The following is a 25744-nucleotide window of genomic DNA, read 5'->3' on the forward strand; positions in this document are numbered from 1 at the left end:
TTGCGGGCCGGGCCTGAGCTCAGAAACGCAGGTTTTTGGGCAACCAGTCATCCCGCGGGGGCATGTCGCCAGATTTACTGAAGGCAATGCCATCTGGTTTAACCGGCAGATAAATCCGCCCGGTCAGTTTGTAGGTGGGGGCTTCATCGCTCTTGAGCGCGCGCAATTGCTTGACCAGTTGGGCAATATTGCTGACCACCTCGATATGCAGCGTAACTTCACCCAGTGCCGGAATCGTCATTTGCTCGTTAGAGACGCCCTGCGCCATCTCGATGCCGTTAACCGACAAACGCGCATCCAGACCCGACACAGCGACAGAGATATTGTTGGGGTTTTGCACAGTCAGCGCCAATACAAAGCGCTGTTGAAAGAACGTCGCGTCCTTGAGCGTGAAGCCGGCCAGCGAAATACGCGGCTTTTCCCAGCTCATGGGCAAACCACTGCAGCCGGCCAGCATCAACATGGCCAGTGCCAGCACGATCCCGATTACGCGGCGCATGGCGTTATTCCCCTGCCAGCAACTGGAAGCGTTCGGCAATGTCGCCCTGCATGGGCAACGCACCTTGCACGTCGGCGTGGATCACCGCGACGGTGACATCGGCTTCGGCTACCACCTTGCCGTTGTCGGCCCGCACAATACGCTGCTCCACAATGACATGGCGCTCGCCCATGGCGCCGGAGCGGGTTTCCACCACCAACAGGTCACCCATGGTGGCAGGCCGCTTGTAGCGGATATCAATGCGGCTGACGACCAGTGCATACTGACGTTGCATAAACCATTCCAGATCGCCGTGAGACTCCATCATGCCCCAGCGGGCTTCTTCCAGAAACTCAAGGTAGCGCGCGTTGTTCACGTGGCCATACAGGTCAAGGTGATACCCGCGAACCTTGATTTCGGTACGAAACGGCATTGCAACTCCAGACAAAATTGTTATTTGAGCGAGTTATGTGAACGTCAGCACAGCGGAACCCATCCATAGAGCACGTGCTCTTTGCTTAATCCCGCCCCCTTAGGGATAATCCCAAGACCATCGGCAACTCATACTTACACAAAAACCAGCATCGCTCCAGATGGACCTGCGCCACTCCCTCCCTTTCCGGCTAGTCTTATTGTTGATTGTGGCTCTGATCGCCACGGTCGGCATTGTGCCGTGGTTTCTCCAGGCAGACTTCGCCCAGGCCGCGCTGGCCACGCAGATGTCGCATGACAATCAGCGTGCGCTCAGCGTGCAGGGACGCACGCGTCTTGTGATCTTGCCCCGCCCGGCGCTGTTGCTGGACAAGGTCACGCTCAGCGAGCCCAATCATCCCGAACGCATTTTTGCCCAGGCTGACCATGTGCGGGTGGAATTCTCGGTATGGCCACTGCTACGCTCCCGTTCAGTGGTGGTCCACCGGCTGGACCTGGATCACCCGCAAGTGCATATCGAGCGCCAGCCCGACGGTACCTACAACTTTGACGACCTGCTGCAAAAGCGGGAAGCCGGTGCGCGCATCAACTTTGATATTGACCGGGTCGCGTTCAACGATGGTGACCTGGTTTATCGCGACAATGGTCTGAATGAGTACTTCCGCCTGGCGCGCCTGCAATGGAATATGGACAAGCTGGGTGACCCCAAAAACGGCGAACTGGCGCTAGAGGGCGAATTACAGGTGGGCCCGCCCGCTGCTGTGCAATGGCGCGGACGCGTCAAGGGGGGGGCCGCCATGCGCTACCACGCGCAAGAACGGCGCTTGCTGGTGGCCGATCTCAAGCTCAATCTGGCACAGCAGGGTGACAGCTCCCCCGCACTGAAAGTATCTGATGCCGAAGTCAGCGTGACCGGTAACCTGGTGTACGGCTGGCAACCGTTGCGACTGAATGGCGGTGATCTGCACGTGTCTGCGTCTGGCAAACGGGCGGACCAACACTGGACGGGCGAACTGGATCTGCCGGAAATCGGCGTGGCCCGCAATGTGCTGTCGCTGGATAAACTCAAACTCCAGGTGGACATGAAAAGCCCCGGCAACAGGCTGTCTGCCAGCATGAAAGTGCCGCGACTGGCAGGCGTTCAGGGCGGTTTGCTGCGCGCAGATAACGCCAGCATTGATGTGTCGCTCGATAGCCCGGGCCAGAAATTCTCGGCGCAGTTTGTCAGCCCACTGGAAATGCAGGGCGGTACGCGTTTTTCCCTGCCTGCCTACAAACTCACTGGCACGTATAGCAATACTGCGCTGCCGCGCGGTGAAATCGGGCTGGAGCTCACCGGCAACAGCACGCTGGATTTGCGTTCTGAGTTCCTGCACCTGGCCAGCAACGGTCAACTGGATCACGAACCGGTGTCGATGAGCCTGGGTGTGAACGATTTTGTGCAGCCGGAATACCAGTTTGACTTCAATATCAGCCGGCTTGACCTGACGCCGTATCTGCCGGTGGTGAGCGAAGGCGCACGCCAGGTCGACCAGAGCAAGGACATTGACTTCACCTGGTTGCGCCACGCCCGCGCACAAGGGCAAGTACGCATTGGTGAACTGGTGGTGAAAAACCTGCATGTCGATGACATTGCCATGAACTTCACCGCGCGCGATCGCAAACTGACCATGGACCCGCTGGAGGCCACACTCTACGAAGGTCAGCTCAAGGGCAGCATGCAGATCGACACCACCGGTGATATGCCGGTTTTCCGGGCCCGTCAGCGGCTGACGGATACCAATATCAATACCTTGCTGGTCGACGTGCTGGATACCAGCCGCTTTGAAGGGCGCGGTCAGGTCGATCTGGATATCTCTGCCACTGGCACCTCGCTGGAAGACTTGCGCCGCACCACCAACGGCAGCGCGCATCTGCAATTGAAAGAAGGGGCGATTCGCGGCATCGACGTGGAAGCCCTGTTGCGCAATACCAGCAAACAACTGGCCCTGCTGGGCAGCGAAGTCACCCAGCCATCCGACCAGGATGCACGCACCCGCTTCACCCAGTTGCAAGCCAGCCTGCAGATCAAGGACGGTGTGGCGCGTAACAATGATCTTGCGGTCGGCACCGGCGTGGTCAAGCTCACCGGCGGCGGCGCCATTAACCTGGGCCAGGGTTATATCGATTATCAGATGCTGGCATCAACCAGTTCCCGCCTGCCGGAGCTGGCCAGTCTGGCTGGTCTGACCCTGCCGATCACGCTATCGGGCCCACTGGCATCGCCGGACTATCACGTGGACTATGCCAGCGTGAAAGAACAGTTCATTGCCCGGCAAAAAGCCGCCGCAGAAAAAGCGGCAGCAGCCAAGGCCGCAGCCGCCAAAGCCGCGCAAAAACAGAACAAGAGCAAAGCCGCCTCTGCGCCCACGCCAGCCAAACCCACGCCCCCCAAAAAGAAGTAAACACCACCGTGACCGCTCCGTTTGCCGAACGCCTGCTTGCCTGGCACGCCAGCCATGGTCGTCATGATCTGCCTTGGCAAGTCAGCGACCCCTATCGGGTCTGGCTGTCAGAGATCATGTTGCAGCAAACGCAGGTCACTACGGTCATCCCCTATTACGCACGGTTCCTGGCCCGTTGCCCCACAGTGGCCGATCTGGCTGCTGCGCCGCACGACGACGTGATGGCTTTGTGGGCCGGTCTGGGTTACTACACCCGCGCCCGCAATCTGCATGCGGCCGCCAAAAAAGTGATGAGCGAGTTTGGCGGCGTATTTCCACAAACGCCGGACGAAATTGCCACCCTGCCCGGCGTGGGGCGCTCTACCGCGGCGGCTATCGCCGCATTCAGTTTCAACACGCGCGCAGCCATTCTGGATGGCAACGTCAAACGCGTGCTGGCCCGCTGGGCCGGCATCGACGGCAATATCGCCAGCAAGGCCATCGAGAACCGCATGTGGGATCTGGCGCAATCCTTGTTGCCTGCCAGTGCAGACATACCCGCCTACACCCAGGCCATCATGGACCTGGGCGCAACGGTCTGCATGCCCAAAAAGCCCGCCTGTCTGACCTGCCCGATGATGGACGACTGCGTGGCGCGGCGGGAAGGCCGGCAACTGGAACTGCCCGCGCCCAAGCCAAAGAAAAAAATCCCGGAACGCCAGACCGTCATGCTGATGGTGCAGGACGGTGAGCGCATCTTGCTGGAGCAACGCCCGCCCACCGGCATCTGGGGTGGCTTGTGGGCACTGCCAGAGACGTCTTCCACGCTGGAAGCCGAAGCCGATTTTGCCGCCCGCTTTGGCCTTGCCATTGCACTGGAACCCGCGCTGCCAGAGCTGGTCCACGTTTTCACGCATTTCCGGCTGACCATTACCCCGCAACCGGCACGGGTGATCGGCGCGGGTAGCCTGAGATCGGATCAAACCCGCTGGTTTACCCGCCAGGAAGCACTCGCAGCCGGCATCCCGACCCCCTTGCGCAAGCTCTTGTTGCTACCGTCTGTATAAGCAATTTCCAATTTGCTTAATAAAGCCGATAAACTTACAAGTTAAGCTGACGAAGCGCAGTGCCACGGTATGCAATAGCCGTTATGCTGCGCTCCAGACTGAACGGTCGTGTGAAATACCACGCCCCTCAACCCCAAAGAAATCTCAATTGCAACAATGATGTAGAAGTCCCTCAAGGATGGGATATGCGTGAACAAGCCTGGGATATCGTGATCGTTGGCAGTGGCCTTGCCGGGCTTTCCCGCGCGTGGGTTGCCCACCAGCGAGGCCTGAGCGTGGCGCTGCTGGAAAGCGGCGCTGATGATCGCGCGCCGGCAGAAGCCGGGCTCATCCTGCAACACGGACTGCCACCACAATTGTTGCCGCTGGATCGCCCCGCCCGCGAACGCTGGCAACGGGTACCCGGTGCCCTGCATGAAGCGGCCAGCGTCTCCTTGCTGCAGCGTGACGAACTGGAAGCGCGCGTACTGCGTGATTGCCTGTCTGGCGTTGCGCGTCTGGCCAGCAGCCCGTTGCCTGGTTTTCCGCCCGCCAGCGATGCAGAACAAATTGATCTGGGCGCGGCACTGCGTACCCTCAAATGCTGGTTGTCCCAGCGCATTGATTACTTCCCTGATCGCACCATTCTGGCGGTCGAAAAAAGCTGCGTTTATACCCTTAATGGCATCATGCGGGCCGACCGCGTGGTGGTCACCGCCGATGCGTGCTCCCACTGGTTACCGCATTCCTGGGCCGCCAGCACAGAGTCCACCAGCAACACCCCGGTAGAAATCATCGACCTTGAGCGCACCATGGCCTCCATCATGCATGCCGCTACACCTGGCCTTGCTGCCCAGCACTGAGCGCCGACGCCCCCCGTTTTGAGAATGCCCGGTTCCGCCGGGCATTTTTGCGTGTGCAGAGTGATGCCGATTGTCACGTGAATCCGGTATGCTTGCGGGTTCTTGTTGATCATCATTTTTCTCAAAGGATAAGCGCCATGCCGGTCAATCTGCCTGCACTCGATCCGTCCAGCCTGCACCCCGTTGCCGGGGTTGAACTGGGTATTGCTTCTGCTGGTGTCAAAACACCGGGCCGCAAGGACGTATTGGTGATGCGATTGGCCCAGGGTAGCCGCGCCGCCGGCGTATTCACGCTGAACAAGTTTTGCGCCGCGCCCGTGCGCCTGTGCCGCGAACATCTGGCTGCGGGTGGCGATATCCGTGCGCTGGTGGTCAACACCGGCAACGCCAATGCCGGCACCGGCGTGAGCGGTCTGGAGCGCGCCAGGGCGGTTTGCGTAGCCCTGGCCGGGCAGATGGATATTGCACCGGAGCAAGTGCTGCCGTTCTCCACCGGCGTGATTCTGGAGCCGCTGCCACACGAGAAGATCATTGGCGCCCTGCCCGCTGCGCAGGCTGATCTGGCCCCGGCCAACTGGGCACAAGCGGCACAAGCCATCATGACCACTGACGTCGCGCCCAAGGCGGCGAGCCGCCAGGTGCAGATTGGCGGTAAAACCGTCACGGTGACCGGCATCAGCAAGGGCGCCGGCATGATCCACCCCAATATGGCGACCATGCTGGGCTATGTGGCGACGGACGCTGCCGTGTCGCAAGCACTGCTGCAAAAGCTGGTGTCTTTTACCGCAGACCGCTCGTTCAACAGCATTACTGTCGATGGCGACACCTCGACCAACGACAGTTACATCCTGATCGCCACCGGCAAGGCCGGCACGGCAGAAATCACCGATGAAGCCAGCGCCGAATTCGCCACCCTGCGTGACGCCGTGCTGGATGTCGCGCAAACGCTGGCCAAAGCCATCATCCGCGACGGTGAAGGCGCGACCAAATTCATGACCATTAACGTGGAAGGCGGCACCTCACGCGAGGAATGTAAAGCCGTCGGCTACGCCATTGGCCGCTCGCCCTTGATCAAAACCGCCTTCTTTGCCAGCGACCCCAACCTGGGCCGTATTCTGTGCGCGATTGGCTACTCGGCCGTGCCGGATCTGGATGTAGACAAGCTGGAAGTCTGGCTGGGCGATGTGCTGGTTGCCAAAGAGGGTGGCCGCGCCGCCAGCTATACCGAAGAACAAGGCCAGCGCGTGATGAAAGAAGCCGAGATCACCATCACCGTGAAGCTGGGCCGTGGCGAGGAAAATGCCACCATCTGGACCTGCGACTTCAGTTACGACTATGTGAAGATCAACGCGGATTACCGCAGCTAAGATGGATTGGCACGTTCTGATCCTGAAACGGCCCGGCATTGTCCGGGCCGTTTTGTTATATGCATGGACTTGTGCTGCCGTGCCGATTGTTTTTATATCAACAAATATTATATTGAAATTAGTTTAAATTTCTATTTGTTATATTTATCCTGCTGGCAGGCGCGCGATTTGTGATACGCGGCCCCATCTCTTGCCACGGATAAATCATGACTGCGCAACCCAACTTTCTGGTCATTCTTGCCGACGACCTGGGCTTTTCCGATATCGGTGCGTTTGGCAGTGAAATCTCGACGCCACACCTGGATGAACTGGCCTACGCCGGCTTGCGGTTTACCGACTTTCATACTGCCTCTGCCTGCTCGCCGACCCGCGCCATGTTGCTGTCCGGGACGGATCACCATCTGGCGGGCCTGGGCACCTTTGCCGAAATCCTCACCCCCGCCCACGCAGGCAAACCCGGCTATGAGGGCTATCTGAATGACCAGGTGGCGGCGCTGCCGGAAATCCTGCAAGACGCCGGCTACTACACCATCATGTCCGGCAAATGGCATCTGGGCCTGACGCCAGAACGCAGCCCGCATGCGCGTGGCTTTGACCGCTCGTTTGCCTTGCTGCCCGGGGCCGCCAATCACTATGGCTTTGAGGCGGATATCGCCCCGGATCAGGTACCGCGCTTGCTGAAAGGGACGCGTGGCCTGTACGCCGAAGATGGCGAATATGTGAAGGAACTGCCGGATGACTATTACTCCAGCGACTACTTCACCGATCGTCTGCTGGGTTATCTGGCGGAGGCACCGGCGGGCAAACCCTTCTTTGCCTATCTGCCCTTTTCTGCGCCGCACTGGCCGTTACAAGCACCGGATGAATTAATCGCCAGATACGCGCATCGGTATCACGCCGGGCCGGATGCCCTGCGGCTGGAACGACTGGCGCGCCTGAAAGACTTGGGCTTGATTGACGCGGATGTAGAGGCCCATCCAGTCATCGCCACCAATACCGAGTGGTCTGCACTCAGTGACGAACAGAAAGCCTTTTCTGCCCGCACCATGGCCGTCTATGCCGCCATGGTCGAACGGATGGACTGGAATATCGGCCGGGTGATCGAGCAACTGAAAACCAGCGGCCAGTTTGATAACACCGTGATCCTGTTCCTGTCCGACAATGGCGCAGAAGGCGCCCTGCTGGAGGCGCTACCGGCATTTGGCCCCAACCTGCAGCAAGTCATCGACACCCATTACGACAACAGTCTGGCCAACCTGGGGCGTGGCAATTCGTATGTCTGGTACGGGCCGCGCTGGGCGCAAGCCGGCACGGCCCCCGCCCGGCTGTACAAGGCCTTCACCACCGAAGGCGGCATACGCGTGCCCGCGCTGCTGCATTACGGCAAGCTCGCCCGCCAGCGGGCCATCAGCCGTGACTTTGCCACGGTGATGGATATCGCCCCTACCCTGCTGGAGCTGGCTGGAATCACCCACCCCGCGCCACGTTTTCGCGCACGGGAGGTCTTGCCGGTACGGGGCCGCTCGCTGTTGCCCTGGTTGCACGCCACCACCGACCGCACGCATCCGCAAGATCATGTCACCGGCTGGGAGTTGTTCGGGCGCAAGGCCATCCGCCAGGGCGACTGGAAAGCCGTGTTCATTCCGGAACCGGCCGGCCCGTCCCGCTGGCAGTTGTATGACCTCTCACAAGACCCCGGTGAAATCCACGATCAGGCCGAGGCCCGGCCGGACATTCTCACCGGATTGCTCGGTGCCTGGCAGCAATACGTGCGCGAAACCGGCGTGCTGGAAGATATCCCGGCACCCGCGTTGCTCTAGCTCACAAGCCCAGAATGGCCGGCAGGCTTGTCTCAAGCTGCCGGTACAACTGCGCAGACACGGGAGTCATGGGCAAGCGCAACTCATTGCGCAGCACGCCCATGATTTCCAGCGCGGCCTTGAGCGGGCCAGGGTTGGGTTCGCTGAACAAGAGCTTGATCAGTGGCGAGAGTGCGCTGGCCAGTTGCCGTGCTGCCGGCAAATCCCCCGCCGCCACATACGCCAGCATGCGGCGGTACAGGTCTGGCCGGATATGCGCCGCTGCGGCAATGCCGCCGTGACCGCCAAGGCATGCCGTAATGAACAGCAGATGGTCCTCGCCACTCAACACCCGGAGCGGTGTTTCTTCAATCAACGCCGTCAGTTGCGCCAGATTGCCGCCGCCGCTTTCCTTGATCGCCACAAATTGCGGATTGGCCGCCAGCGCCTTGACGGTCTCGACCTCCATATTGACGCCGGTCCGGTACGGAATGTTGTAGAGCACAATCGGCAGGCTGGTCGTTGCCGCCAGCGCCTCATAGTGCTGGCGGATACCCGCCTGGGATGGCCGCACGTACAGCGGCGGGCTGATCAAGAGCCCGCTGGCCCCGTTGGCCTCGATGCGCTCGATCCAGCGGCACATACTGTAGGTATCCGCACCACTGGCCCCCATGATCACCGGCACATGGCCGGCCAGCGCCCGCACAATACGCAGTTGGGTGAGTTGTTCGGATTCGCTTTGGGTCGCGGCCTCACCGGTGGTGCCACACACCACAAAGCCATCCACACCCTGACGCAACAGCATCTGGACCAGCTTTTCCAGCGCCGGGACATCCAGCGCGCCATCACGGAACGGTGTCACCAACGGCACCCAGATACCGGTGAACACCCGACGCGGGTCGACACGGCGGGGTTGCGCTTCGGTTTGCGGGGAAGGTGGAGCGATTACGGTAGATACAGTCATCATTGCCTCTCTGGGTTCAAACACGGTGTGCAAAGCGGGTCCCTGGAGGCGGTCCCGGCGGTCTGCAAATCAGTGTTTCAGGCAAGTTGATGCTGGCAGTCCCGTCGGTAGCGCCCGACGGGACAGACGGCCCGTCAGCGGCGCATCTGTTTTTTGGATTTATTGGAGACCACGGCAAACGCGGCAGCCACGCGTGCATCTGCCTCAGCATAGCGCTGACTGGCAAATGAAAGGTGGACCAACCCGATTGCGTTCACGGCAGTCTCCGAAAAAATTTATGACGATCAAATGTAGCGGACGATGCGGACCGGTGTAAAGTACTTGTTCCGCAAGCCCCCGGATCGCCCCACACGGGCATCATTCATCCCAGGCGTGTATCCACCGCCTGACTTGCGCCGGTTGCAGCCCACCTGTTGCAGCTTGCGCGCACGATTTCTGCTGCAAGAACAGCCCCTTGCGCAAATGATTCCATTTGAAATAATGGTTGGGGTCGAACCGCCCGGTACGAGCGTGTACGCTATTGCCCAGCCGGATTTTCCATTGTCCTTTGTCAAGAGCACCCCACATGGCCCACCCACTGGACCCGCATTTCGAAAAACTCACGCACCAGCTTGAAACACTGATCAACCGGCTTGAAGCCGCCTTGCCGCCCGCCCCGCCGACCACAGACTGGTCTGCCGTGGCGTACCGCTGGCGCGTACAAAATGGTCATCGCTACCTGCAAGCCATCAAGCATGTGCATAAGGTCAGCCTGGATGATCTGCAGAACATTGACCTGCAAAAGCAGCGCCTGGTTGAAAATACGCGCCAGTTTGTGGCCGGCAAGCTGGCCAACAATGTTTTGCTGACCGGTTCACGCGGCTGCGGCAAGTCTTCCCTCGTCAAAGCGGCGTGGAATGAGTTTCGGGATACCGGTTTACGGCTGATTGAGGTCGACAAGGCCCATCTGACCGATCTGCCCGATATCGTTGCGCTGATTGCAGACCGCGCTGAAAACTACCTGGTGTTCTGCGACGATCTGTCGTTTGAAGAAGGCGACTATGGTTATCAAGCACTCAAGACCGCGCTGGATGGTTCCATCGCCGCGCCCAGTGCCAACGTCCTGATCTACGCAACCTCCAACCGCCGCCACCTGGTGCCGGAATACTTCAGCGAAAATGAACAGACCCGCCACGTGGGGGATGAAATCCACTTTGCCGAAGCCATTGAAGAAAAAATCGCCCTGTCAGAGCGTTTTGGTCTGTGGCTGTCGTTCTACGGTTTCAGCCAGGAGGAATACCTGAACGCCGCCCGACACTGGCTGGCGCAGTTTGGTCAAACCGAATGGACCGACGCCGTGGAGCATGATGCCCTGAACTGGGCACTGGGTCGGGGCGCACGCAGTGGCCGGATCGCCTGGCAATTTGCGCGGGACTGGGCCGGTAGCCACTAAGCGGCCCCAGCGGCCAACGCTACAGGGCAGGCAGCAGCAGCGGTTCTACAAAACGGACTGTCTCACCCATGCAGGGTGTGAACAACTTGTAGAACTGCTGCAGTGTCGTCTCCGACATCAGCCTGGGCGGCACATGGATGAGGTGCCGCGCGGCATCCTCCATAGAATCTTCTGCCAGTGGTCGCACCTTGCCGGTCACAAAAAAGGCCGGCCGGCCACTTTGGCGCAAGCCTTCCACCAGCTCTTGCAAGGCCACCGGTGCCGCATTGCGCAACAGATACCAGCCATCTTCCTGCACAATCAGCACCTGCACGGACAAACCCCAGGCATGTTCACCCACCACGCGCTCTGGCGCGGCAGCGACAATGCTGCACACGGTGCCCGGAGAGCGGGCCAGTGTACTGATCAAACGCCAGCTTTGAGCCACGGTAACGGGCTGGATTTCAGTGATTTGCTGTGACACGATGAGCGCCGGTTCTGTACGGTTGGGCCAATACTTACTAATGGCAAAAGCAAAGATGATCTTAGATGTTTTATTCGGGCTTGCCTACATGCACGTCGTCAGCGGGGTCTCATCATGAGCAATCCCGTACGTATTGTAGATGTGGCAGTGGGCATTCTGGTGAAACCGGACGGCCAGTTCTTGTTGGGCAGCCGTCCGGCGGGTAAACCGTTTGCCGGGTTCTGGGAGTTTCCTGGCGGCAAGCTGGAAGCCGGCGAAACCGCTCTTGCCGCACTGGCGCGCGAGCTATTTGAAGAAATGGGCATTACGGTCACGGCAGCGCATCCCTGGCTGACCCAGACCTTCACTTATCCGCATGCCACAGTGCGGCTGCATTTCTTTTGCGTCACCGCGTGGCAAGGCGACATCCAGTCCCGTGAAGGCCAGCAATTTGCCTGGCAGGCCAATCGAGCACTGACCGTTTCGCCCATCCTGCCCGCCAACGGCCCCATCATGCGCGGCCTGCAATTACCGGCTACGCTGGCGCTTTCCGCGGTCGCGCTGCTGGGCCCTGAGACCTGGCTGGCGCGGCTTGAGCAGGCACTGGCAAACGGCTTGCGCTGGCTGATCCTGCGCGAGCCACAACTGGACGGCACCGCCTATGCAGCACTAGCGCGTGAGGTACTCCAGCGGGTGCGCGCCCACCATGCGCAGGTGTTCCTGCATGATCAGATCGACCTGGCCCGCGAACTGGGCGCAGATGGCGTTCATTTGTCTGCCCGCACCGCCGCCACGCTGAACGCGCGTCCGCGCGGGCTTGACTGGGTCGGGGCTTCGGTTCACAACGCCACTGAGCTGGCTCAGGCCCAGCGTATCGGCGTGGATTACGCCATCGCCGGGCACGTCAAGGAAACCACCAGCCATCCAGGGGCAGCACCGCTGGGTTGGACCAGCTTTGCCGCGTTAACCGGCCAGGGCTGGCCATTTCCGCTCTACGCGATCGGCGGGCTCAGCCCGGCTGACGTGGCGCAAGCGCAGACCCATGGTGCGCATGGCGTGGCCTTGCTCTCCGGAGCGTGGCAATGAACTGGCGCGGTCTCTTGAGCGGCAGCTTTGCCGTGCTGGCGACCGCGTTTTACGTGGCCTGGAATCAAGGCTGGTTGCCAACCCGGCCGGCTACTGCGCCAGTCCCGCTGGCCTGTGCAGATCTTGCCCTTGGCTGCAATTTCACGCTGGACGACCACGCTTATCGTATCCAGAGCGATCAGCCCATTACGCCGGCCCGCCCCTTTAGCTTGATGCTCTTTGGCACGCCACTGACCTCTGCCACGGCCAGTTGGCAAATGGCCGGTATGGATATGGGACCTAACCGTTTTCATTTTGCGCCGGGACCGGCCGGTCAATGGCAAACCCGCACTGCGTTGCCCTTTTGCACCCAGGCACGCAGCGACTGGTTACTGACACTAAACGTCAACAAAAACAAGGTGATATTCGCCATTCAGCGCCGCTGAATGCGTAGTTTTACCCCTGACCGATGCCGTCTGCATAAGGCATAATTGCGGCTATGAAAAACAGTATTTCCGCACTGGCTTTGGTCTGTTTCGCAGCAAGTTGTCTGGCCGCGCAAGCGGCAGCGGTTTACCAATGGCGTGATGACGCTGGCAATCTGCATTACAGTGACCGTCCCATCTTTCCGCAGAACACCCAGCGCGCCATCAAGGCCAATGTGACCGATGGTCGCAGCGCCAGCGCGGCGGCCGCGGCCAAATCGGGCATTCGGCTGTTTGTGGTGGATAACTGCCCGCCTTGCGTTTCCGCGCGGGAGTTACTGGACAGCAACAAAGTACCGTACGAGCTGCACTCCATTACCAATTCGCAGCAAGAAGTGCTGACCTTTTATAAAACCACCAACGATACCAACAGCCCGCTGCCGGTGCTGGCCGTGGGCACAGACGTCTATAAAGGGTGGGACCTGACACTCTGGCAAGCCGTTCTGGACAAGGCCGGTTATCATGTCGTACCGCCAGCGCACTGATTTGCCCGCTGACGCGCGCACCCTTCTGATTTCAACTAATGCGCCGTGATTACGGCGCTTTGTTTTTGTGGACCCCTGGCCATGCAATTTGTCACCTGGAATGTGAACAGCCTGAAAATCCGCCTGCCGCAGGTACTCGAATGGCTCGCCGCCAATCCTGGCATTACCGCGCTGGCCATCCAGGAAACCAAGCTGGAAGACAGCGCCTTCCCCCTGGCCGAAATTGAAGCCGCCGGTTTTCACGTGGTGTTTGCCGGCCAGAAAACCTATAACGGCGTCGCCATTATTGCGCGGGCACCGCTCACGGACGTCAGCGTCAATATTCCGGGCTTTGCCGATGAACAAAAGCGCGTGATTGCCGCCACGGTCAACGGCGTGCGCTTTATCTGTGCCTATATCCCCAACGGGCAGAGCCTGGACTCGGACAAGTACGTCTACAAGCTGTCCTGGCTCAAGGCGTTTACCGACTGGCTGCGTACTGAACTGGCCACGTATCCCAAACTCATCCTGGCGGGTGACTACAATATCGCGCCGGAAGACCGCGACGTGCACGACCCGGCCAAGTGGGAAGGCCAGGTGCTGGTGTCCGGCCCGGAGCGTTCCGCGTTCCGGCAGTTGCTGGCCCTGGGCCTGACCGACTCGTTCCGTCTGTTTGAGCAGCCGGAAAAATCCTTCAGCTGGTGGGATTACCGCATGTACGGCTTCAAGCGCAACGCCGGTTTGCGCATTGATCATCTGCTGGTCTCTCAACCCCTCAAAGATCTGGTGAGCGCCTGCGTCATTGACAAAGACCCGCGCCGGGTAGAGCGCCCGTCTGATCACACGCCGGTGATCGTCACCGTGGCCGATTAAGTCACACCCTGGCCGTCAATAATGACAATGGCACGACACCCAAGATGAGCGACAGCAGCGCGGTGTTGGTGCACAATGAGCGCGTTCCAACAAAACCCGCCTGAATTCATATGGATAAAGCAAAACTCCTGTCCGGCAGCAGCCTGTTTTGCGAGCTGACGCCCGAAGAGCTGGAAGGCCTGGCGCAGCATGCGGAATTGCGCACCATCCGCGCCAAGCAAACCGTGATTTCGCAAGGTACGACCGGCGATGAAATGTATGCCGTGCTGCACGGCCGTCTCAAGGTTGTGCGCAGCACAGACGACGGCCGTGAGGCGACACTGAGCCTGCTGGAAGCCGGTGAAGTGTTTGGTGAACTGGCCATGCTGGATGGCGGTTTGCGCTCGGCCGGTGTTGAGTCACTGGAACCGTGCGAACTGCTGGTGTTGCGCCGCGAATCGGTGATGGAATACCTGGAGTCCCATCCCAAGGTCATGCGCCAGCTGATTGCCGCGTTGTGCCAGCGCCTGCGCTCTGCCGATGATTTGTTGCAAGACACCCTGTTCCTGAACCTGCCGCAACGTTTGGGCAAAATGCTGCGCCAGTTGGGCGAGCAGCATGGCGACCAGACCGATCGTGGGGTGCTGATTGATCTGAAACTCACCCAGCAGGAAATCGCCAATCTGGTCGGTTCCAGCCGGGAGTCGGTCAACAAGCAACTGAACGTATGGGTAGACGATGGCCTGGTTGATCTTTCTGGCGGCTATCTGCGTTTGCTCAAGCCCGATGAGTTGCCGCACTAAGTGCACGGTCATGCAGTAACCAACAAAAAACCCGGTCATCGCCGGGTTTTTTGTTGGCTGGAAAACCAGACACGCTATTTGCTGGCGATATTGCCGCCAATGTCTTTCCAGGCAAACAGGTTCTTCCAGGAGCCATACACCATATTGGGATATTCCGGCCGGCCCAGGCTGCCGTTGTATCGGCCCAGTGCGCGGAACAGATCGCCGTTCTCTACATCCAGGTAATACCGCAAGATGGTGCAGCCGTAGCGCAGGTTGGTGTTCATATCAAACAGATTCTGGTCTGCCGAACCAATCTGGCGCACCCAGAACGGCATCACCTGCATCAGGCCGCGTGCACCCACGCTGGAGAGGGCATAGCGGTTAAAACCGCTTTCCACATTGATCAGACCCAACACCATTTGCGGGTCCAGCCCGGCGCGGGTGGCTTCATACTGCACGGCGGTCAACAGCTTGCGGCGCATGAATTCGTCCGGCACCTTCTTGACCAGCCGGGCCGACATTTCATTGAGCCAGGCATCACCCTCGGCCTTGCTATCGAACACCAGACGCGGCTGGATACCATCACCGACCGAGCGCGCCATGGCCGATTGTACGGACGTAGACAACGCTTCTTCCTTCTGGGCTCCCGCAAGGGCCAGACCGGAAACAGCTAAGAGGCAGATAAATAACGCTTTTTTCACGGCAACACATCAACACGGCACAATGGCGCGACTGTAAGCCGAGCCGGCATCAGGGTCAATGCCATATGGCTCACCAGTCACACCGCTGACCCTGTTCAAACGCCTTTTTGGGTTATTTCTGAAAACGGAAGCACTGGTGAATGCGCTTGTTGCGGAAGTCTTCCGGCACCGATTGCTCGCTGATATCCTGGCACAACGGCTTGAGCGCATCGTCCATCTTGAAGGTGCGCAAGTTGTTGGAAAAATACAGCACACCACCGGGGTGCAGCATATCCAGACAGCTTTCCACCATCCAGCGATGATCGCGCTGCACATCCAGCACGCCCTGCATTTTCTTGGAATTGGAAAATGACGGTGGGTCCAGAATGATCAGATCGTATTTCCAGCCACCATCCAGGGTTTCTTCCAGGTACTGCAACACGTCCCCGCGTACGCGGCGGTGCTGCGGGCCTTCAAAACCGTTGAGTGCCATATTGCGACCGGTCCAGTCCAGATAGGTATTGGACAGATCCACCGATGTGGTGGCCTTGGCGCCGCCGGCAGCGGCGTACACGCTGAACGAGCCGGTATAACAGAAGAGATTAAGTACACGCTTGCCGGCAGCTTCTTCGCGCACGCGCTGGCGGGTGTTGCGGTGATCCAGAAAAAGGCCCGTATCCAGGTAAGCATCCAGGTTCACCAGAAACTTGAGGCCGCGCTCGGACACTACAAACTGCTCGCCTTCGGCTTCATTTTTCTCGTATTGGGTCACGCCCCGCTGACGCGCACGTGTCTTGATGGCGACCAGATCTTCATCAATCCCCAAGGCGTCCGCCGTGGCGTACCAGATATCCGACAACCACTCTTCATGCGCGCCTTCGGTCTGCACCCAGCCGGTATCGTATTCCTGCAACTGCACATGGCCGTCATACCAGTCCACGATGACCGGAAACTCCGGTACGTCGCGGTCATAAAGACGAAAGCAAGTAAGGTCTTCGCGCCGCGCCCATTTAGAGAGGCGCTTGAAATTCTTGGCGAGCCGATTGCTGTAACTGGCGATATCAGGCATCTAACACACTATCCATTAGTCATGCCGCCGATCGGGCTGCATGTTCTTTGACACAAAAAATTAACCGGCAGCCGGGAGTGTTTTCCCTGTAACCGCCGGTCGGTTGTTGCTGTCTGACAACAGCCTGGCTAGCGCTGCCGACCTGACAAGGCCAGCAAGCGTTTGAACACCGGTTCGGGCACATATTGCCCCACCACGTCTTCCCAGCCAGCCGGCCCGACAAGACCTTTGACCATGGTCGAGCTGACCTCCGCAATCTCACGCGGGGGCATCAGGAAAATGGTGTCGATATGCGGCGCCAGATCGGCGTTGACGTAGCGCATTTTGCGCTCAAACTCATAATCGGCGGCCTCACGGATGCCACGGATGATGTAGTCCGCATTCAGGTCACGCGCGTAATCGACCAGGAAGCGGTTCTCGAAACACTCCACCCGCAGATTGGGTAAATGCTGGGTAGCCTCACGCAACATGGCCAGTCTTTCGTCCACGCTGAAGGTGTACCGTTTGTCAGGATTCTCACCGATAGCGACTACCATCTCGTCAAACAGACGGACGCCATGTTCAATCATCCAGAGGTGACCGTTAGTCACCGGATCGAAGCTACCGGCATAAACACCACGCCGCATGTCATTTCCTTTCCAGACGCGAGTCGCCACTATAACATCACCCAATGTTAAACCAGGATGACTTGAAGAAATCGGGTCCACGGTTTTACACGAAGTCCACAAAAAACAAGACGAGTTGGGGGAGATCCATGATTCTGCGCAATGTCCTGCTCACGCTGGCATTGATGACTACGGCTACCTCACAGGCCGACATCAATATCGGTGAGTCTGTTCCCACATCCGGGCTGGCCGGTGACACCGGCAAGGCCCTGGCTCTGGGTGCATCTATCTACTTTGGTCGCGTTAATGCCCAGGGCGGCATCAACGGCGAACCGATCAACCTGATCACCCGCGACGACGGCTACGACGCTACCCGCACCCTGGCCAACACGCACGACCTGATTGAAAAAGAAAACGCAGTTGCCCTGATTGGTTACTACGGCACCACGCCAATGCAAGAACTGATCAAGGCCAAACTCCTCGATAACGCCGGTATTGCGCTGGTTGGCGCATATTCTGGCGCCGACAGCATCCGCACGCCTGGCAGCCCGTTCTTCTTCCAGACTCGCGCCAGTTATACGGACGAGATCGAACGCATTGTGTCTTTGCTCAATGACCACCTTGGCGTGACCCGCATTGCGGTTGTGGCGCAAAAGGATGGCTTTGGCGAGGCCGGCTACACCGCGCTCAAGAACGAACTGGCCAAACGCAAGCTGACGCTGGCCGGCGAAGCCTGGTACGACAAGACCTCGGGCGACACCAACAGCGCCGCGCAGGCGCTGGCCAAAATCAATCCGGAAGCGATCGTGATGGTGGCGATCTCCAAGCCGGCGGCCACGTTTACCAAGCAATACAAGGCGCTGGGCGGCACGTCGCAGCTGTATGGGCTGTCACCCATCCAGTATGATGAAGTCACCAAAGCCGTTGGGGTGGGTACCGCGCATGGCATTGGCTTGTCGCAGGTGTTTCCGGCGCCAACCAATGCGCAGCTCAAGCTGATCCGGGATTTCCAGAAAGATGCCGAACCCTTCCTGAAAACCGGTGATTACCCGAGCTACGCCTTGCTGGAAGGATATATCTCGGCGCGCCTGTTGACCGAGGCCATCAAGCGTGCCGGTAAAAACCCGACCCGCGCCAGCGTGTACACCGCGCTGTCGAACATGCGCAAGTTTGATCTGGGTGGATTCACCGTCGACTTCACCGACAAGCGTCGACTGGGTTCCAACTTTGTCGAGCTGACCATGATCTCGCCAACGGGGACGCTGACACGCTGATCTGCCAGCAGGAGCAAGCTGTACCAAAAACCGGCCCAAGGGCCGGTTTTTTTCATATTTTGCCGGCATCTTCCTACAACAGCTTGCGGCAAAGACGATGCAACCTCAGCCGGGTTCTTTGCGTCCAATGAACAGGGTCATTGGCCCTTCATAGCGAAAAAACGCGACAAGGAGAACACACCATGACACGCATCCAGTCCCTTCTGGCGCTGTGCGCCCTGCCCTTGGCCATTTACACCGGCCAGGCGCTTGCCGAAGACATGGCGCAAGCGCTGCAACCGCAACAAACCGAAAACGGCGGCAGCTTTATCACGGGCGGCGTGGGCGATGAAGAAATGGCCCAGCTCAAATCGACCCGCGCCGACTACAACCTGCATGTCCTGTTTACCGGCAAGAGCGGCGAGTTCCAGTCTGGCGTGAAGGTGCAGATCGCCAACACCAAGGGCGATGTGGTGCTCGATACCACGACCACCGGCCCGTATCTGTACGCCAAACTGCCGGCGGGCAAATACAAGATCAACGCCACGCTGGATGACCGCACGCAAAGCCGCAGTGTACAACTGGCCGGCCGTAGCGGCGGTGATACGCATATTGTGTTTTGAACTGCTGAATTGCTTCCGTTGCGTACATCCATAAAAAAAGCCTCCACACGTGGAGGCTTTTTCATACGGCATAGCCTGGCTGCTTAACGCGGCAGCAACGTAGAACTCATCAGGAATGCATCGACTTCACGCGCAGCCTGGCGACCTTCGCGGATCGCCCAGACCACCAGCGATTGACCACGACGCACGTCACCCGCGGCGAAGACTTTCTCGACGTTGGTGGCGTAGCAGCCAGCGCCGTCCGTGGTGGCTTTGGCGTTGCCGCGACCATCACGCTCGACCCCGAAGCCTTCCAGAATGCTGGCGATCGGGTTGGTAAAGCCCATGGCCAGGAATACGAGATCAGCTTTGATCGTAAATTCGCTGCCCGGCACTTCTACCGGCTTGCCGGCTTGCCATTCCAGACGCACGCACTTGATAGCGGTCAGCTTACCGTTTTCGCCAATGAACTCTTTGGTCATCACGGAGAAGTCACGTTCCACGCCTTCGTCATGGCTAGACGACGTGCGCAGTTTCACCGGCCAGTACGGCCAGGTGATGGACTTGTTCTCTTGCTCCGGCGGCATCGGCATCACTTCCAGCTGCGTCACGGCGACAGCGCCATGACGGTTGGAGGTGCCCACACAGTCAGAACCGGTATCGCCACCACCAATCACCACCACATGCTTGCCAGTGGCGCTGATCGGGTTCGGGGCGTCGCCCGCAACGGTCTTGTTCTGCGGAATCAAGAACTCCAGCGCGTAATGCACGCCCGCCAGTTCACGACCCGGTACCGGCAGATCACGCGGTACTTCAGAGCCACCAGTCAGGATCACGGCATCGAACTCGGCCTTGAGCTGGTCCGGGCTGATCACGGTGGTGGCATCGTTGACGATACCGGCCGGCAGTTTGCCGTCCACCGCCACCAGCGTGCGGGTGCGGAACACCACGCCTTCGGCTTCCATTTGCGTCATGCGACGATCAATGACGCTCTTTTCCAGCTTGAAGTCTGGAATGCCATAACGCAGCAAGCCACCGACGCGGTCGTTCTTTTCGAACACGGTCACGCTGTGACCGGCGCGTGCCAGTTGCTGGGCGGCGGCCATACCGGCCGGGCCGGAACCGACGATGGCAACGGTCTTGCCGGTTTTCACCGGGGCGATCTGTGGCGCGATCCAGTTGTTTTCCCAGCCCTTGTCGACGATGTAACGCTCAATGGACTTAATGCCCACCGGGTCAGCATTGATGCCAAGGGTACAGGCGGCTTCACACGGTGCCGGACAGATGCGGCCGGTGAACTCCGGGAAGTTGTTGGTCGAGTGCAGTACGCTCAGCGCTTCTTGCCAGTTGCCGCGGTAAACCAGATCGTTCCAGTCCGGAATGATGTTGTTCACCGGGCAGCCGTTGTTGCAGAACGGAATGCCACAATCCATGCAACGCGCGCCTTGCGTTTTGGCGGCGTCATCCGCCAGACGCAGCACAAATTCTTTGTAGTGCGTGACACGTTCGGCAACCGGCGCGTAGCTCTCGGATACGCGCTCAAACTCGAGAAAACCTGTCGGCTTACCCATTATGCGATCTCCTTTTGCGGGGCGCTGGCGGTAGCGGCCATGTCTTTCAGGGCACGGCGGTATTCGTTCGGGAACACTTTGACAAAGCGGGCACGGGCGGCCGGCCAGTCGGCCAGAATCGCCTTGGCGCGCGGACTGCCGGTCGCGGCCAGGTGTTGTTCCACCAGGGCCTTGAGCAGGGCTTCGTCCGCTTGACCACGGTGCTTGGGCTCATCGCCTTGCTCCGCTGCTGGCAGGACAGCTTCCAGCGCCACTTGCGCCATATTGCAGTGATCCGCGAAATCGCCATCCACGTCGTAGACGTAGGCAATACCACCAGACATCCCCGCCGCAAAGTTGCGGCCAGTCTTGCCCAGCACCACAACCGTACCGCCGGTCATGTATTCACAACCGTGATCGCCGGTGCCTTCCACTACGGCGGTCGCGCCGGAGTTACGCACGGCAAAACGCTCGCCACCGACACCGGCCAGGAAGGCTTCGCCTTCGGTCGCGCCGTACAGCACGGTGTTGCCGCAGATGATGTTGTCTGCGGTGTAACCGGCAAAGTTGGCGTTCGGACGAATGATGATGCGGCCGCCAGACAAACCCTTGCCCACGTAGTCGTTACCTTCGCCCACCAGGTCAAACGTCACACCCTTGGCGAGGAACGCGGCAAAGCTCTGACCAGCGGTGCCGTTCAGGGTGACGTGGATGGTGTCGTCCGGCAGACCCTTGTGGCCATAACGGGCCGCCACCGCGCCAGAGAGCATCGAACCGGCAGTGCGGTTGATGTTCTTGATGCTGGTGGTGATGCTAACCTTCTCGCCTTTTTCCAGCGCCGGAGCGGCTTGCGCCAGCAACTGGTTGTCCAGCGCCTTTTCCAGAGCGTGGTCCTGGTTTTCCACGTGCAGACGGGCCACGGAAGCGGGCACATCCGGCTGATGGAATACGCGGCTGAAGTCCAGACCTTGAGCCTTCCAGTGTTCGATACCGGCGCGCTTGTCCAGGAGGTCAGCACGGCCGACCAGCTCGTCAAACTTGCGTACACCCAGCTTGGCCATGATTTCACGCACTTCTTCCGCAACGAAGAAGAAGTAGTTCACCACGTGTTCCGGCTGGCCGGAGAAGCGCTTGCGCAGTTCCGGATCTTGCGTCGCCACGCCCACCGGGCAGGTGTTCAGGTGGCACTTGCGCATCATGATGCAGCCTTCGACGACCAGCGGCGCGGTGGCAAAGCCGAATTCATCCGCCCCCAGGAGCGCGCCGATCACGACGTCACGACCGGTCTTCATCTGACCATCCACCTGCACGCGGACACGGCCGCGCAACTGGTTCAGCACCAGCGTCTGCTGGGTTTCAGCCAGACCCAGTTCCCACGAGGTGCCGGCATGCTTGATGGAAGACAACGGCGATGCGCCGGTACCACCGTCATGACCTGCCACCACAATGTGGTCAGCCTTGGCCTTGGCCACACCGGCCGCCACAGTGCCGATACCCACCTCGGATACCAGCTTGACGGAGATGGAAGCCTTGCGGTTCACGTTCTTCAGATCGTGGATCAGCTGCGCCAGATCTTCAATCGAATAGATGTCGTGGTGCGGCGGCGGCGAGATCAGACCCACGCCCGGTACCGAGTGACGCAGGAAGCCGATGTATTCGGAGACCTTGTGACCCGGCAACTGGCCGCCTTCACCTGGCTTGGCGCCTTGTGCCATCTTGATCTGGATCTGGTCCGCGTTGACCAGATATTCAGTCGTCACACCAAAACGGCCGGACGCAACCTGCTTGATGGCCGAACGCAGGCTGTCACCTTCCTTGAAGGTGTAGTCACGCTCGATACGGCCCTTGCCGATCACTTCAGACAACTTTTCACCCGCCTTGAGCGGAATGAAACGACGTGCATCTTCACCGCCTTCACCCGTGTTCGACTTGCCGCCGATCCGGTTCATGGCGATAGCCAGCGTGGTGTGCGCTTCGGTCGAGATCGAACCGAGCGACATCGCGCCAGTGGCAAAGCGCTTGACGATGTCCTTGGCTGGCTCGACTTCATCCAGCGGCACGGCATCGCCAATTGCGCTGAATTCAAACAAGCCACGCAGGGCCAGGTGACGCTTGGTCTGATCGTTGATCAGCGCTGCGTATTCCTTGTATGTATCGGTCTTGCCGGTACGGGTGGCGTGTTGCAGCTTGGCGATCGAATCCGGCGTCCATAGGTGTTCTTCACCGCGAATACGGAAAGCGTAATCACCGCCGGCATCCAGCGCGTTAGCCAGCACCGGGTCAGCCGAGAACGCAGCCTGATGCAGCTTGAAGGCTTCTTCAGCGACTTCAAACAGACCCAGACCTTCGATGTTGGACGGGGTGCCGGTGAAGTACTTGTTCACCAGCGACTTCTTCAGGCCAACCGCTTCAAAGATTTGTGCGCCGGTATAGGACATGTAGGTGGAAATGCCCATCTTGGACATCACCTTCATCAGGCCCTTGCCGATCGCCTTGATGTAATGCTTCTGGTACTTGGCAGCGGTTTCTGCGTCGCCACCGGCCATATCGGCCAGGGTAGCCATCGCCAGGTACGGGTGAACGGCTTCTGCGCCGAACCCGCCCAGCAAGGCAAAGTGGTGGGTTTCGCGCGCAGAACCGGTTTCAACCACCAGACCAGTGCTGGTACGCAGACCTTCATTCACCAGATGCAGGTGAATGCTGGAGGTCGCCAGCAGCGCCGGGATCGCGACATTGTTGCGATCCATCTTGCGGTCAGACACGATCAGGATGTTGGCACCGCTCTTGACGGCATCTTCAGCTTCAGCAGCCAGCGACGCGAGGCGAGCCTCGATACCTGCCGGGCCCCATGCCGCCGGATAACAGATATCCAGTTCGTGCGAGCGGAACTTGCCACCGGTGTACTTGCCGATGTGGCGGATCTTCTCGATATCGCCAGCCGACAGCACCGGCTGGGAGACTTCCAGACGGATCGGCGGGTTGATGTCGGACGGGTCCAGCAGATTGGGCTTGGGACCAATGAACGACACCAGCGACATCACCAGATCTTCACGGATCGGGTCAATCGGCGGGTTGGTGACCTGCGCAAACAGTTGCTTGAAATAGGCGTAGAGCGGCTTGGCCTTGTTCGACAACACGGTCAGCGCGGCATCGTTACCCATCGAGCCGGTGCCTTCTTCGCCCAGCTTGGCCATCGGCTCCAGAATGAACTTGATGTCTTCCTGGGTGTAACCAAAAGCTTGCTGGCAATCGAGCACGGTGGAACAGGGCGCGCCCGGCAGTTCGGTGGCGTCTTGCACTTCATCGAGCTTGATGCGGATCTTGCCAATCCATTCCTTGTACGGACGGGCATTGGCCAGCGACGACTTGATCTCGGTGTCATCAATAATGCGGCCTTGTTCCAGATCGATCAGGAACATCTTGCCCGGTTGCAGGCGCCACTTCTTGTTGATGCGGCTGTCTTCGATCGGCAGTACGCCGGATTCAGACGCCATGACGACCAGATCGTCATTGGTGACCAGATAACGGGCCGGACGCAGACCGTTACGGTCCAGCGTGGCGCCAATCTGGCGGCCGTCGGTAAACGCCACGGCAGCGGGGCCGTCCCACGGCTCCATCATCGCGGCATGGTATTCGTAGAAGGCGCGACGGTTGTCGTCCATCAGCGTGTGTTTTTCCCACGCTTCCGGGATCATCATCATCATGGCCTGGGCCAGCGTGTAGCCGCCCATGACCAAGAGCTCCAGCGCGTTATCAAACGAGGCGGAGTCAGACTGGCCCGGATAAATCAGCGGCCAGACCTTTTCCAGGCTCTTGCCCAGCACCGGCGAGCTGATGGCTTTTTCACGCGCGGTAATCCAGTTCACGTTGCCGCGCACGGTGTTGATTTCACCGTTGTGGGCAATCATGCGGAACGGGTGTGCCAGATCCCAGGTCGGGAAGGTGTTGGTGGAGAAGCGCTGGTGTACGAGGGCCAGTGCAGAGACGCAACGGGCATCGGCCAGATCGTGGTAGTACTCACCCACTTGATCAGCCAGCAACAGGCCCTTGTAGTTCACGGTACGGGCCGAGAACGACGGGACATAGAATTCATGACCGTGAGTCAGCTTCAGCCGGCGGATCGCGTGGCTGGCCGACTTGCGGATAATGTAGAGCTTGCGTTCCAGCGCATCGGTCACCAGCACGTCCGGGCCGCGGCCAACGAAAATCTGGCGGATCACCGGCTCTTTGGCGCGTACGGTCGGGGACATCGGCATGACGCGGTCGACTGGCACATCACGCCAGCCCAGCACCACCTGGCCTTCCACACGGACGGCACGCTCGATTTCTTCCTGACAGGCTTCGCGTGATGCGGCTTCCTGCGGCAGGAACACCATACCCACGCCGTACTCACCGTATGGCGGCAGGGTCACGCCCTGGCGGGACATTTCTTCGCGATAAAGTGCATCCGGAATCTGGATCAGAATACCGGCGCCGTCGCCCTGGAGCGGGTCAGCGCCAACGGCGCCACGGTGATCCAGATTTTTCAGGATCAACAACCCTTGCTCGACGATCGAATGAGACTTCTGGCCCTTCATGTGGGCGACGAAACCAACGCCACAGGCGTCGTGTTCGTGTGCGGGATCGTACAACCCCTGCTGCTGGGGCATCACGTGATCCATCACGGTCTTTCCTTCTGGCTAAGCGCACCCGATCCCGGTTCATCTCTCTCGGCGGGCGACGCACAGGTCAAAAAAGGCCGACATTGCGTCAGCCTGGTTCCGATAGTTCGATAATCATCTACAGGGGTCGAGCGGCTAGTCCGGATCTCACGGAGCTGGCGTCGACGAGGCTGGCGGGGTAGCCAGCTCACGGTGCGCGAGCGCGTTGGTATAACGCAGCGCACAAAATGGCAATTATATTGCCAGAAATTCTGCCCTGATCAGAGGCATTTTTTCGAAAAAATGACAGAAAACGGTGCAAACCCGGCACGTTTGTCGGGAAACCGTTGTATGTTTGTCAACATGTTCCGACTACATAATTCGATGTAGGCGCGGTGTCAGTCACAAATCAGCAAACTACATCTGTTATGCGCTTGTGATTTTTACC

23 protein-coding genes are annotated in these 25744 nt (G+C 59.4%); 13 read left to right on the top strand and 10 right to left on the bottom strand.

The window, feature by feature from the left end:
• Positions 1–19: 19 nt before the first annotated feature.
• Complete coding sequence (locus HNQ50_RS10095; RefSeq protein WP_184100249.1) at positions 20–499, bottom strand: LEA/WHy family protein; 480 nt, start codon at positions 497–499, stop codon at positions 20–22.
• Between the two features lie 4 nt (positions 500–503).
• A complete protein-coding gene (locus HNQ50_RS10100; RefSeq protein WP_184100251.1) occupies positions 504–911 on the bottom strand; it encodes an acyl-CoA thioesterase in 408 nt (135 codons plus the stop codon).
• Between the two features lie 199 nt (positions 912–1110).
• Between HNQ50_RS10100 and HNQ50_RS10105 the strand changes: the two genes are divergently transcribed.
• From HNQ50_RS10105 to HNQ50_RS10125, 5 genes are all read left to right on the top strand, one after another.
• Positions 1111–3354, top strand: a complete 2244-nt coding sequence (locus tag HNQ50_RS10105; protein WP_184100253.1) for an AsmA family protein — start codon at positions 1111–1113, stop codon at positions 3352–3354.
• 8 nt (positions 3355–3362) lie between these two features.
• A complete protein-coding gene (gene mutY / locus HNQ50_RS10110) occupies positions 3363–4400 on the top strand; it encodes an A/G-specific adenine glycosylase (RefSeq protein ID WP_184100255.1) in 1038 nt (345 codons plus the stop codon).
• A gap of 185 nt (positions 4401–4585) precedes the next feature.
• Positions 4586–5242, top strand: coding sequence for an FAD-dependent oxidoreductase (locus HNQ50_RS10115; protein WP_184100257.1), 657 nt, complete (start codon positions 4586–4588; stop codon positions 5240–5242).
• Positions 5243–5379: 137 nt separating this feature from the next.
• Complete coding sequence (argJ, locus tag HNQ50_RS10120) at positions 5380–6609, top strand: bifunctional glutamate N-acetyltransferase/amino-acid acetyltransferase ArgJ (protein WP_184100260.1); 1230 nt, start codon at positions 5380–5382, stop codon at positions 6607–6609.
• Positions 6610–6815: 206 nt separating this feature from the next.
• Positions 6816–8429, top strand: coding sequence for an arylsulfatase (locus tag HNQ50_RS10125; protein ID WP_184100262.1), 1614 nt, complete (start codon positions 6816–6818; stop codon positions 8427–8429).
• A gap of 1 nt (position 8430) precedes the next feature.
• Here HNQ50_RS10125 and dapA read toward each other — a convergent pair whose 3' ends face one another.
• Entirely contained in the window at positions 8431–9375 is a 945-nt protein-coding gene (gene dapA, locus HNQ50_RS10130; protein WP_246428673.1) for a 4-hydroxy-tetrahydrodipicolinate synthase, read from the bottom strand.
• Positions 9376–9506: 131 nt separating this feature from the next.
• Positions 9507–9629 (bottom strand): hypothetical protein, encoded by a 123-nt coding sequence (locus tag HNQ50_RS22335; protein ID WP_281386177.1) that lies wholly within the window; start codon positions 9627–9629, stop codon positions 9507–9509.
• Positions 9630–9937: 308 nt separating this feature from the next.
• Here HNQ50_RS22335 and HNQ50_RS10135 point away from each other — a divergent pair, with 308 nt between their 5' ends.
• Entirely contained in the window at positions 9938–10804 is an 867-nt protein-coding gene (locus tag HNQ50_RS10135; protein ID WP_184100264.1) for an ATP-binding protein, read from the top strand.
• A gap of 19 nt (positions 10805–10823) precedes the next feature.
• Here the strand turns inward: HNQ50_RS10135 and HNQ50_RS10140 are convergent, their stop codons facing one another.
• Positions 10824–11267, bottom strand: a complete 444-nt coding sequence (locus tag HNQ50_RS10140; RefSeq protein WP_184100266.1) for a hypothetical protein — start codon at positions 11265–11267, stop codon at positions 10824–10826.
• 114 nt (positions 11268–11381) lie between these two features.
• Between HNQ50_RS10140 and HNQ50_RS10145 the strand changes: the two genes are divergently transcribed.
• The 5 genes from HNQ50_RS10145 to HNQ50_RS10165 all read left to right on the top strand — a co-directional run bounded on the left by HNQ50_RS10145 (position 11382) and on the right by HNQ50_RS10165 (position 14915).
• Positions 11382–12332 (top strand): Nudix family hydrolase, encoded by a 951-nt coding sequence (locus tag HNQ50_RS10145; protein ID WP_184100268.1) that lies wholly within the window; start codon positions 11382–11384, stop codon positions 12330–12332.
• Complete coding sequence (locus HNQ50_RS10150; protein WP_184100270.1) at positions 12329–12757, top strand: hypothetical protein; 429 nt, start codon at positions 12329–12331, stop codon at positions 12755–12757. Before HNQ50_RS10145 ends, HNQ50_RS10150 begins: the two co-directional genes overlap by 4 nt.
• Before the next feature lie 53 nt (positions 12758–12810).
• Positions 12811–13281: a DUF4124 domain-containing protein gene (locus HNQ50_RS10155; RefSeq protein WP_184100272.1), complete on the top strand. Its 471-nt coding sequence runs from the start codon at positions 12811–12813 to the stop codon at positions 13279–13281.
• Between the two features lie 81 nt (positions 13282–13362).
• Positions 13363–14133 carry an exodeoxyribonuclease III gene (gene xth, locus HNQ50_RS10160; protein ID WP_184100274.1) on the top strand — a complete coding sequence of 257 codons (771 nt, stop codon included), beginning with the start codon at positions 13363–13365 and terminating at the stop codon, positions 14131–14133.
• A 110-nt stretch (positions 14134–14243) separates the two neighbouring features.
• Positions 14244–14915, top strand: a complete 672-nt coding sequence (locus HNQ50_RS10165; RefSeq protein WP_184100276.1) for a Crp/Fnr family transcriptional regulator — start codon at positions 14244–14246, stop codon at positions 14913–14915.
• A 74-nt stretch (positions 14916–14989) separates the two neighbouring features.
• On the opposite strand, the gene HNQ50_RS10170 is transcribed toward HNQ50_RS10165, so the two are convergent.
• The 3 genes from HNQ50_RS10170 to coaD form a co-directional block, all read right to left on the bottom strand.
• Positions 14990–15598 carry a lytic transglycosylase domain-containing protein gene (locus HNQ50_RS10170; protein ID WP_308419152.1) on the bottom strand — a complete coding sequence of 203 codons (609 nt, stop codon included), beginning with the start codon at positions 15596–15598 and terminating at the stop codon, positions 14990–14992.
• A gap of 112 nt (positions 15599–15710) precedes the next feature.
• Entirely contained in the window at positions 15711–16646 is a 936-nt protein-coding gene (locus HNQ50_RS10175) for a class I SAM-dependent methyltransferase (protein WP_184100278.1), read from the bottom strand.
• A 128-nt stretch (positions 16647–16774) separates the two neighbouring features.
• Positions 16775–17272: a pantetheine-phosphate adenylyltransferase gene (gene coaD / locus HNQ50_RS10180; protein WP_184100280.1), complete on the bottom strand. Its 498-nt coding sequence runs from the start codon at positions 17270–17272 to the stop codon at positions 16775–16777.
• A 128-nt stretch (positions 17273–17400) separates the two neighbouring features.
• Here coaD and HNQ50_RS10185 point away from each other — a divergent pair, with 128 nt between their 5' ends.
• Positions 17401–18525 carry an ABC transporter substrate-binding protein gene (locus tag HNQ50_RS10185; protein WP_184100282.1) on the top strand — a complete coding sequence of 375 codons (1125 nt, stop codon included), beginning with the start codon at positions 17401–17403 and terminating at the stop codon, positions 18523–18525.
• 182 nt (positions 18526–18707) lie between these two features.
• Positions 18708–19127, top strand: a complete 420-nt coding sequence (locus HNQ50_RS10190) for a hypothetical protein (RefSeq protein WP_184100284.1) — start codon at positions 18708–18710, stop codon at positions 19125–19127.
• An 83-nt stretch (positions 19128–19210) separates the two neighbouring features.
• Here HNQ50_RS10190 and HNQ50_RS10195 read toward each other — a convergent pair whose 3' ends face one another.
• Entirely contained in the window at positions 19211–20677 is a 1467-nt protein-coding gene (locus HNQ50_RS10195; RefSeq protein ID WP_184100286.1) for a glutamate synthase subunit beta, read from the bottom strand.
• The gene (gene gltB / locus HNQ50_RS10200; protein ID WP_184100288.1) at positions 20677–25317 is read right to left on the bottom strand and encodes a glutamate synthase large subunit; all 4641 of its coding nucleotides are present in this window, start codon (positions 25315–25317) and stop codon (positions 20677–20679) included. The genes HNQ50_RS10195 and gltB overlap by 1 nt, the downstream gene beginning before the upstream one ends.
• Positions 25318–25744: the final 427 nt, after the last annotated feature.

Origin of the sequence: Silvimonas terrae, from assembly GCF_014202765.1 — a bacterium.
Classification (GTDB): domain Bacteria; phylum Pseudomonadota; class Gammaproteobacteria; order Burkholderiales; family Chitinibacteraceae; genus Silvimonas; species Silvimonas terrae.

Excerpts from the sequence above, each read along its gene's own strand:
- HNQ50_RS10095 (WP_184100249.1), bottom strand. The coding sequence starts at position 499 with ATGCGCCGCGTAATCGGGATCGTGCTGGCACTGGCCATGTTGATGCTG.
- HNQ50_RS10100 (WP_184100251.1), bottom strand. The coding sequence starts at position 911 with ATGCCGTTTCGTACCGAAATCAAGGTTCGCGGGTATCACCTTGACCTG.
- HNQ50_RS10115 (WP_184100257.1), top strand. The coding sequence starts at position 4,586 with ATGCGTGAACAAGCCTGGGATATCGTGATCGTTGGCAGTGGCCTTGCC.
- argJ (WP_184100260.1), top strand. The coding sequence starts at position 5,380 with ATGCCGGTCAATCTGCCTGCACTCGATCCGTCCAGCCTGCACCCCGTT.
- HNQ50_RS10125 (WP_184100262.1), top strand. The coding sequence starts at position 6,816 with ATGACTGCGCAACCCAACTTTCTGGTCATTCTTGCCGACGACCTGGGC.
- dapA (WP_246428673.1), bottom strand. The coding sequence starts at position 9,375 with ATGATGACTGTATCTACCGTAATCGCTCCACCTTCCCCGCAAACCGAA.
- HNQ50_RS10135 (WP_184100264.1), top strand. The coding sequence starts at position 9,938 with ATGGCCCACCCACTGGACCCGCATTTCGAAAAACTCACGCACCAGCTT.
- HNQ50_RS10145 (WP_184100268.1), top strand. The coding sequence starts at position 11,382 with ATGAGCAATCCCGTACGTATTGTAGATGTGGCAGTGGGCATTCTGGTG.
- HNQ50_RS10150 (WP_184100270.1), top strand. The coding sequence starts at position 12,329 with ATGAACTGGCGCGGTCTCTTGAGCGGCAGCTTTGCCGTGCTGGCGACC.
- HNQ50_RS10155 (WP_184100272.1), top strand. The coding sequence starts at position 12,811 with ATGAAAAACAGTATTTCCGCACTGGCTTTGGTCTGTTTCGCAGCAAGT.
- xth (WP_184100274.1), top strand. The coding sequence starts at position 13,363 with ATGCAATTTGTCACCTGGAATGTGAACAGCCTGAAAATCCGCCTGCCG.
- HNQ50_RS10165 (WP_184100276.1), top strand. The coding sequence starts at position 14,244 with ATGGATAAAGCAAAACTCCTGTCCGGCAGCAGCCTGTTTTGCGAGCTG.
- HNQ50_RS10175 (WP_184100278.1), bottom strand. The coding sequence starts at position 16,646 with ATGCCTGATATCGCCAGTTACAGCAATCGGCTCGCCAAGAATTTCAAG.
- coaD (WP_184100280.1), bottom strand. The coding sequence starts at position 17,272 with ATGCGGCGTGGTGTTTATGCCGGTAGCTTCGATCCGGTGACTAACGGT.
- HNQ50_RS10185 (WP_184100282.1), top strand. The coding sequence starts at position 17,401 with ATGATTCTGCGCAATGTCCTGCTCACGCTGGCATTGATGACTACGGCT.
- HNQ50_RS10190 (WP_184100284.1), top strand. The coding sequence starts at position 18,708 with ATGACACGCATCCAGTCCCTTCTGGCGCTGTGCGCCCTGCCCTTGGCC.
- HNQ50_RS10195 (WP_184100286.1), bottom strand. The coding sequence starts at position 20,677 with ATGGGTAAGCCGACAGGTTTTCTCGAGTTTGAGCGCGTATCCGAGAGC.
- gltB (WP_184100288.1), bottom strand. The coding sequence starts at position 25,317 with ATGGATCACGTGATGCCCCAGCAGCAGGGGTTGTACGATCCCGCACAC.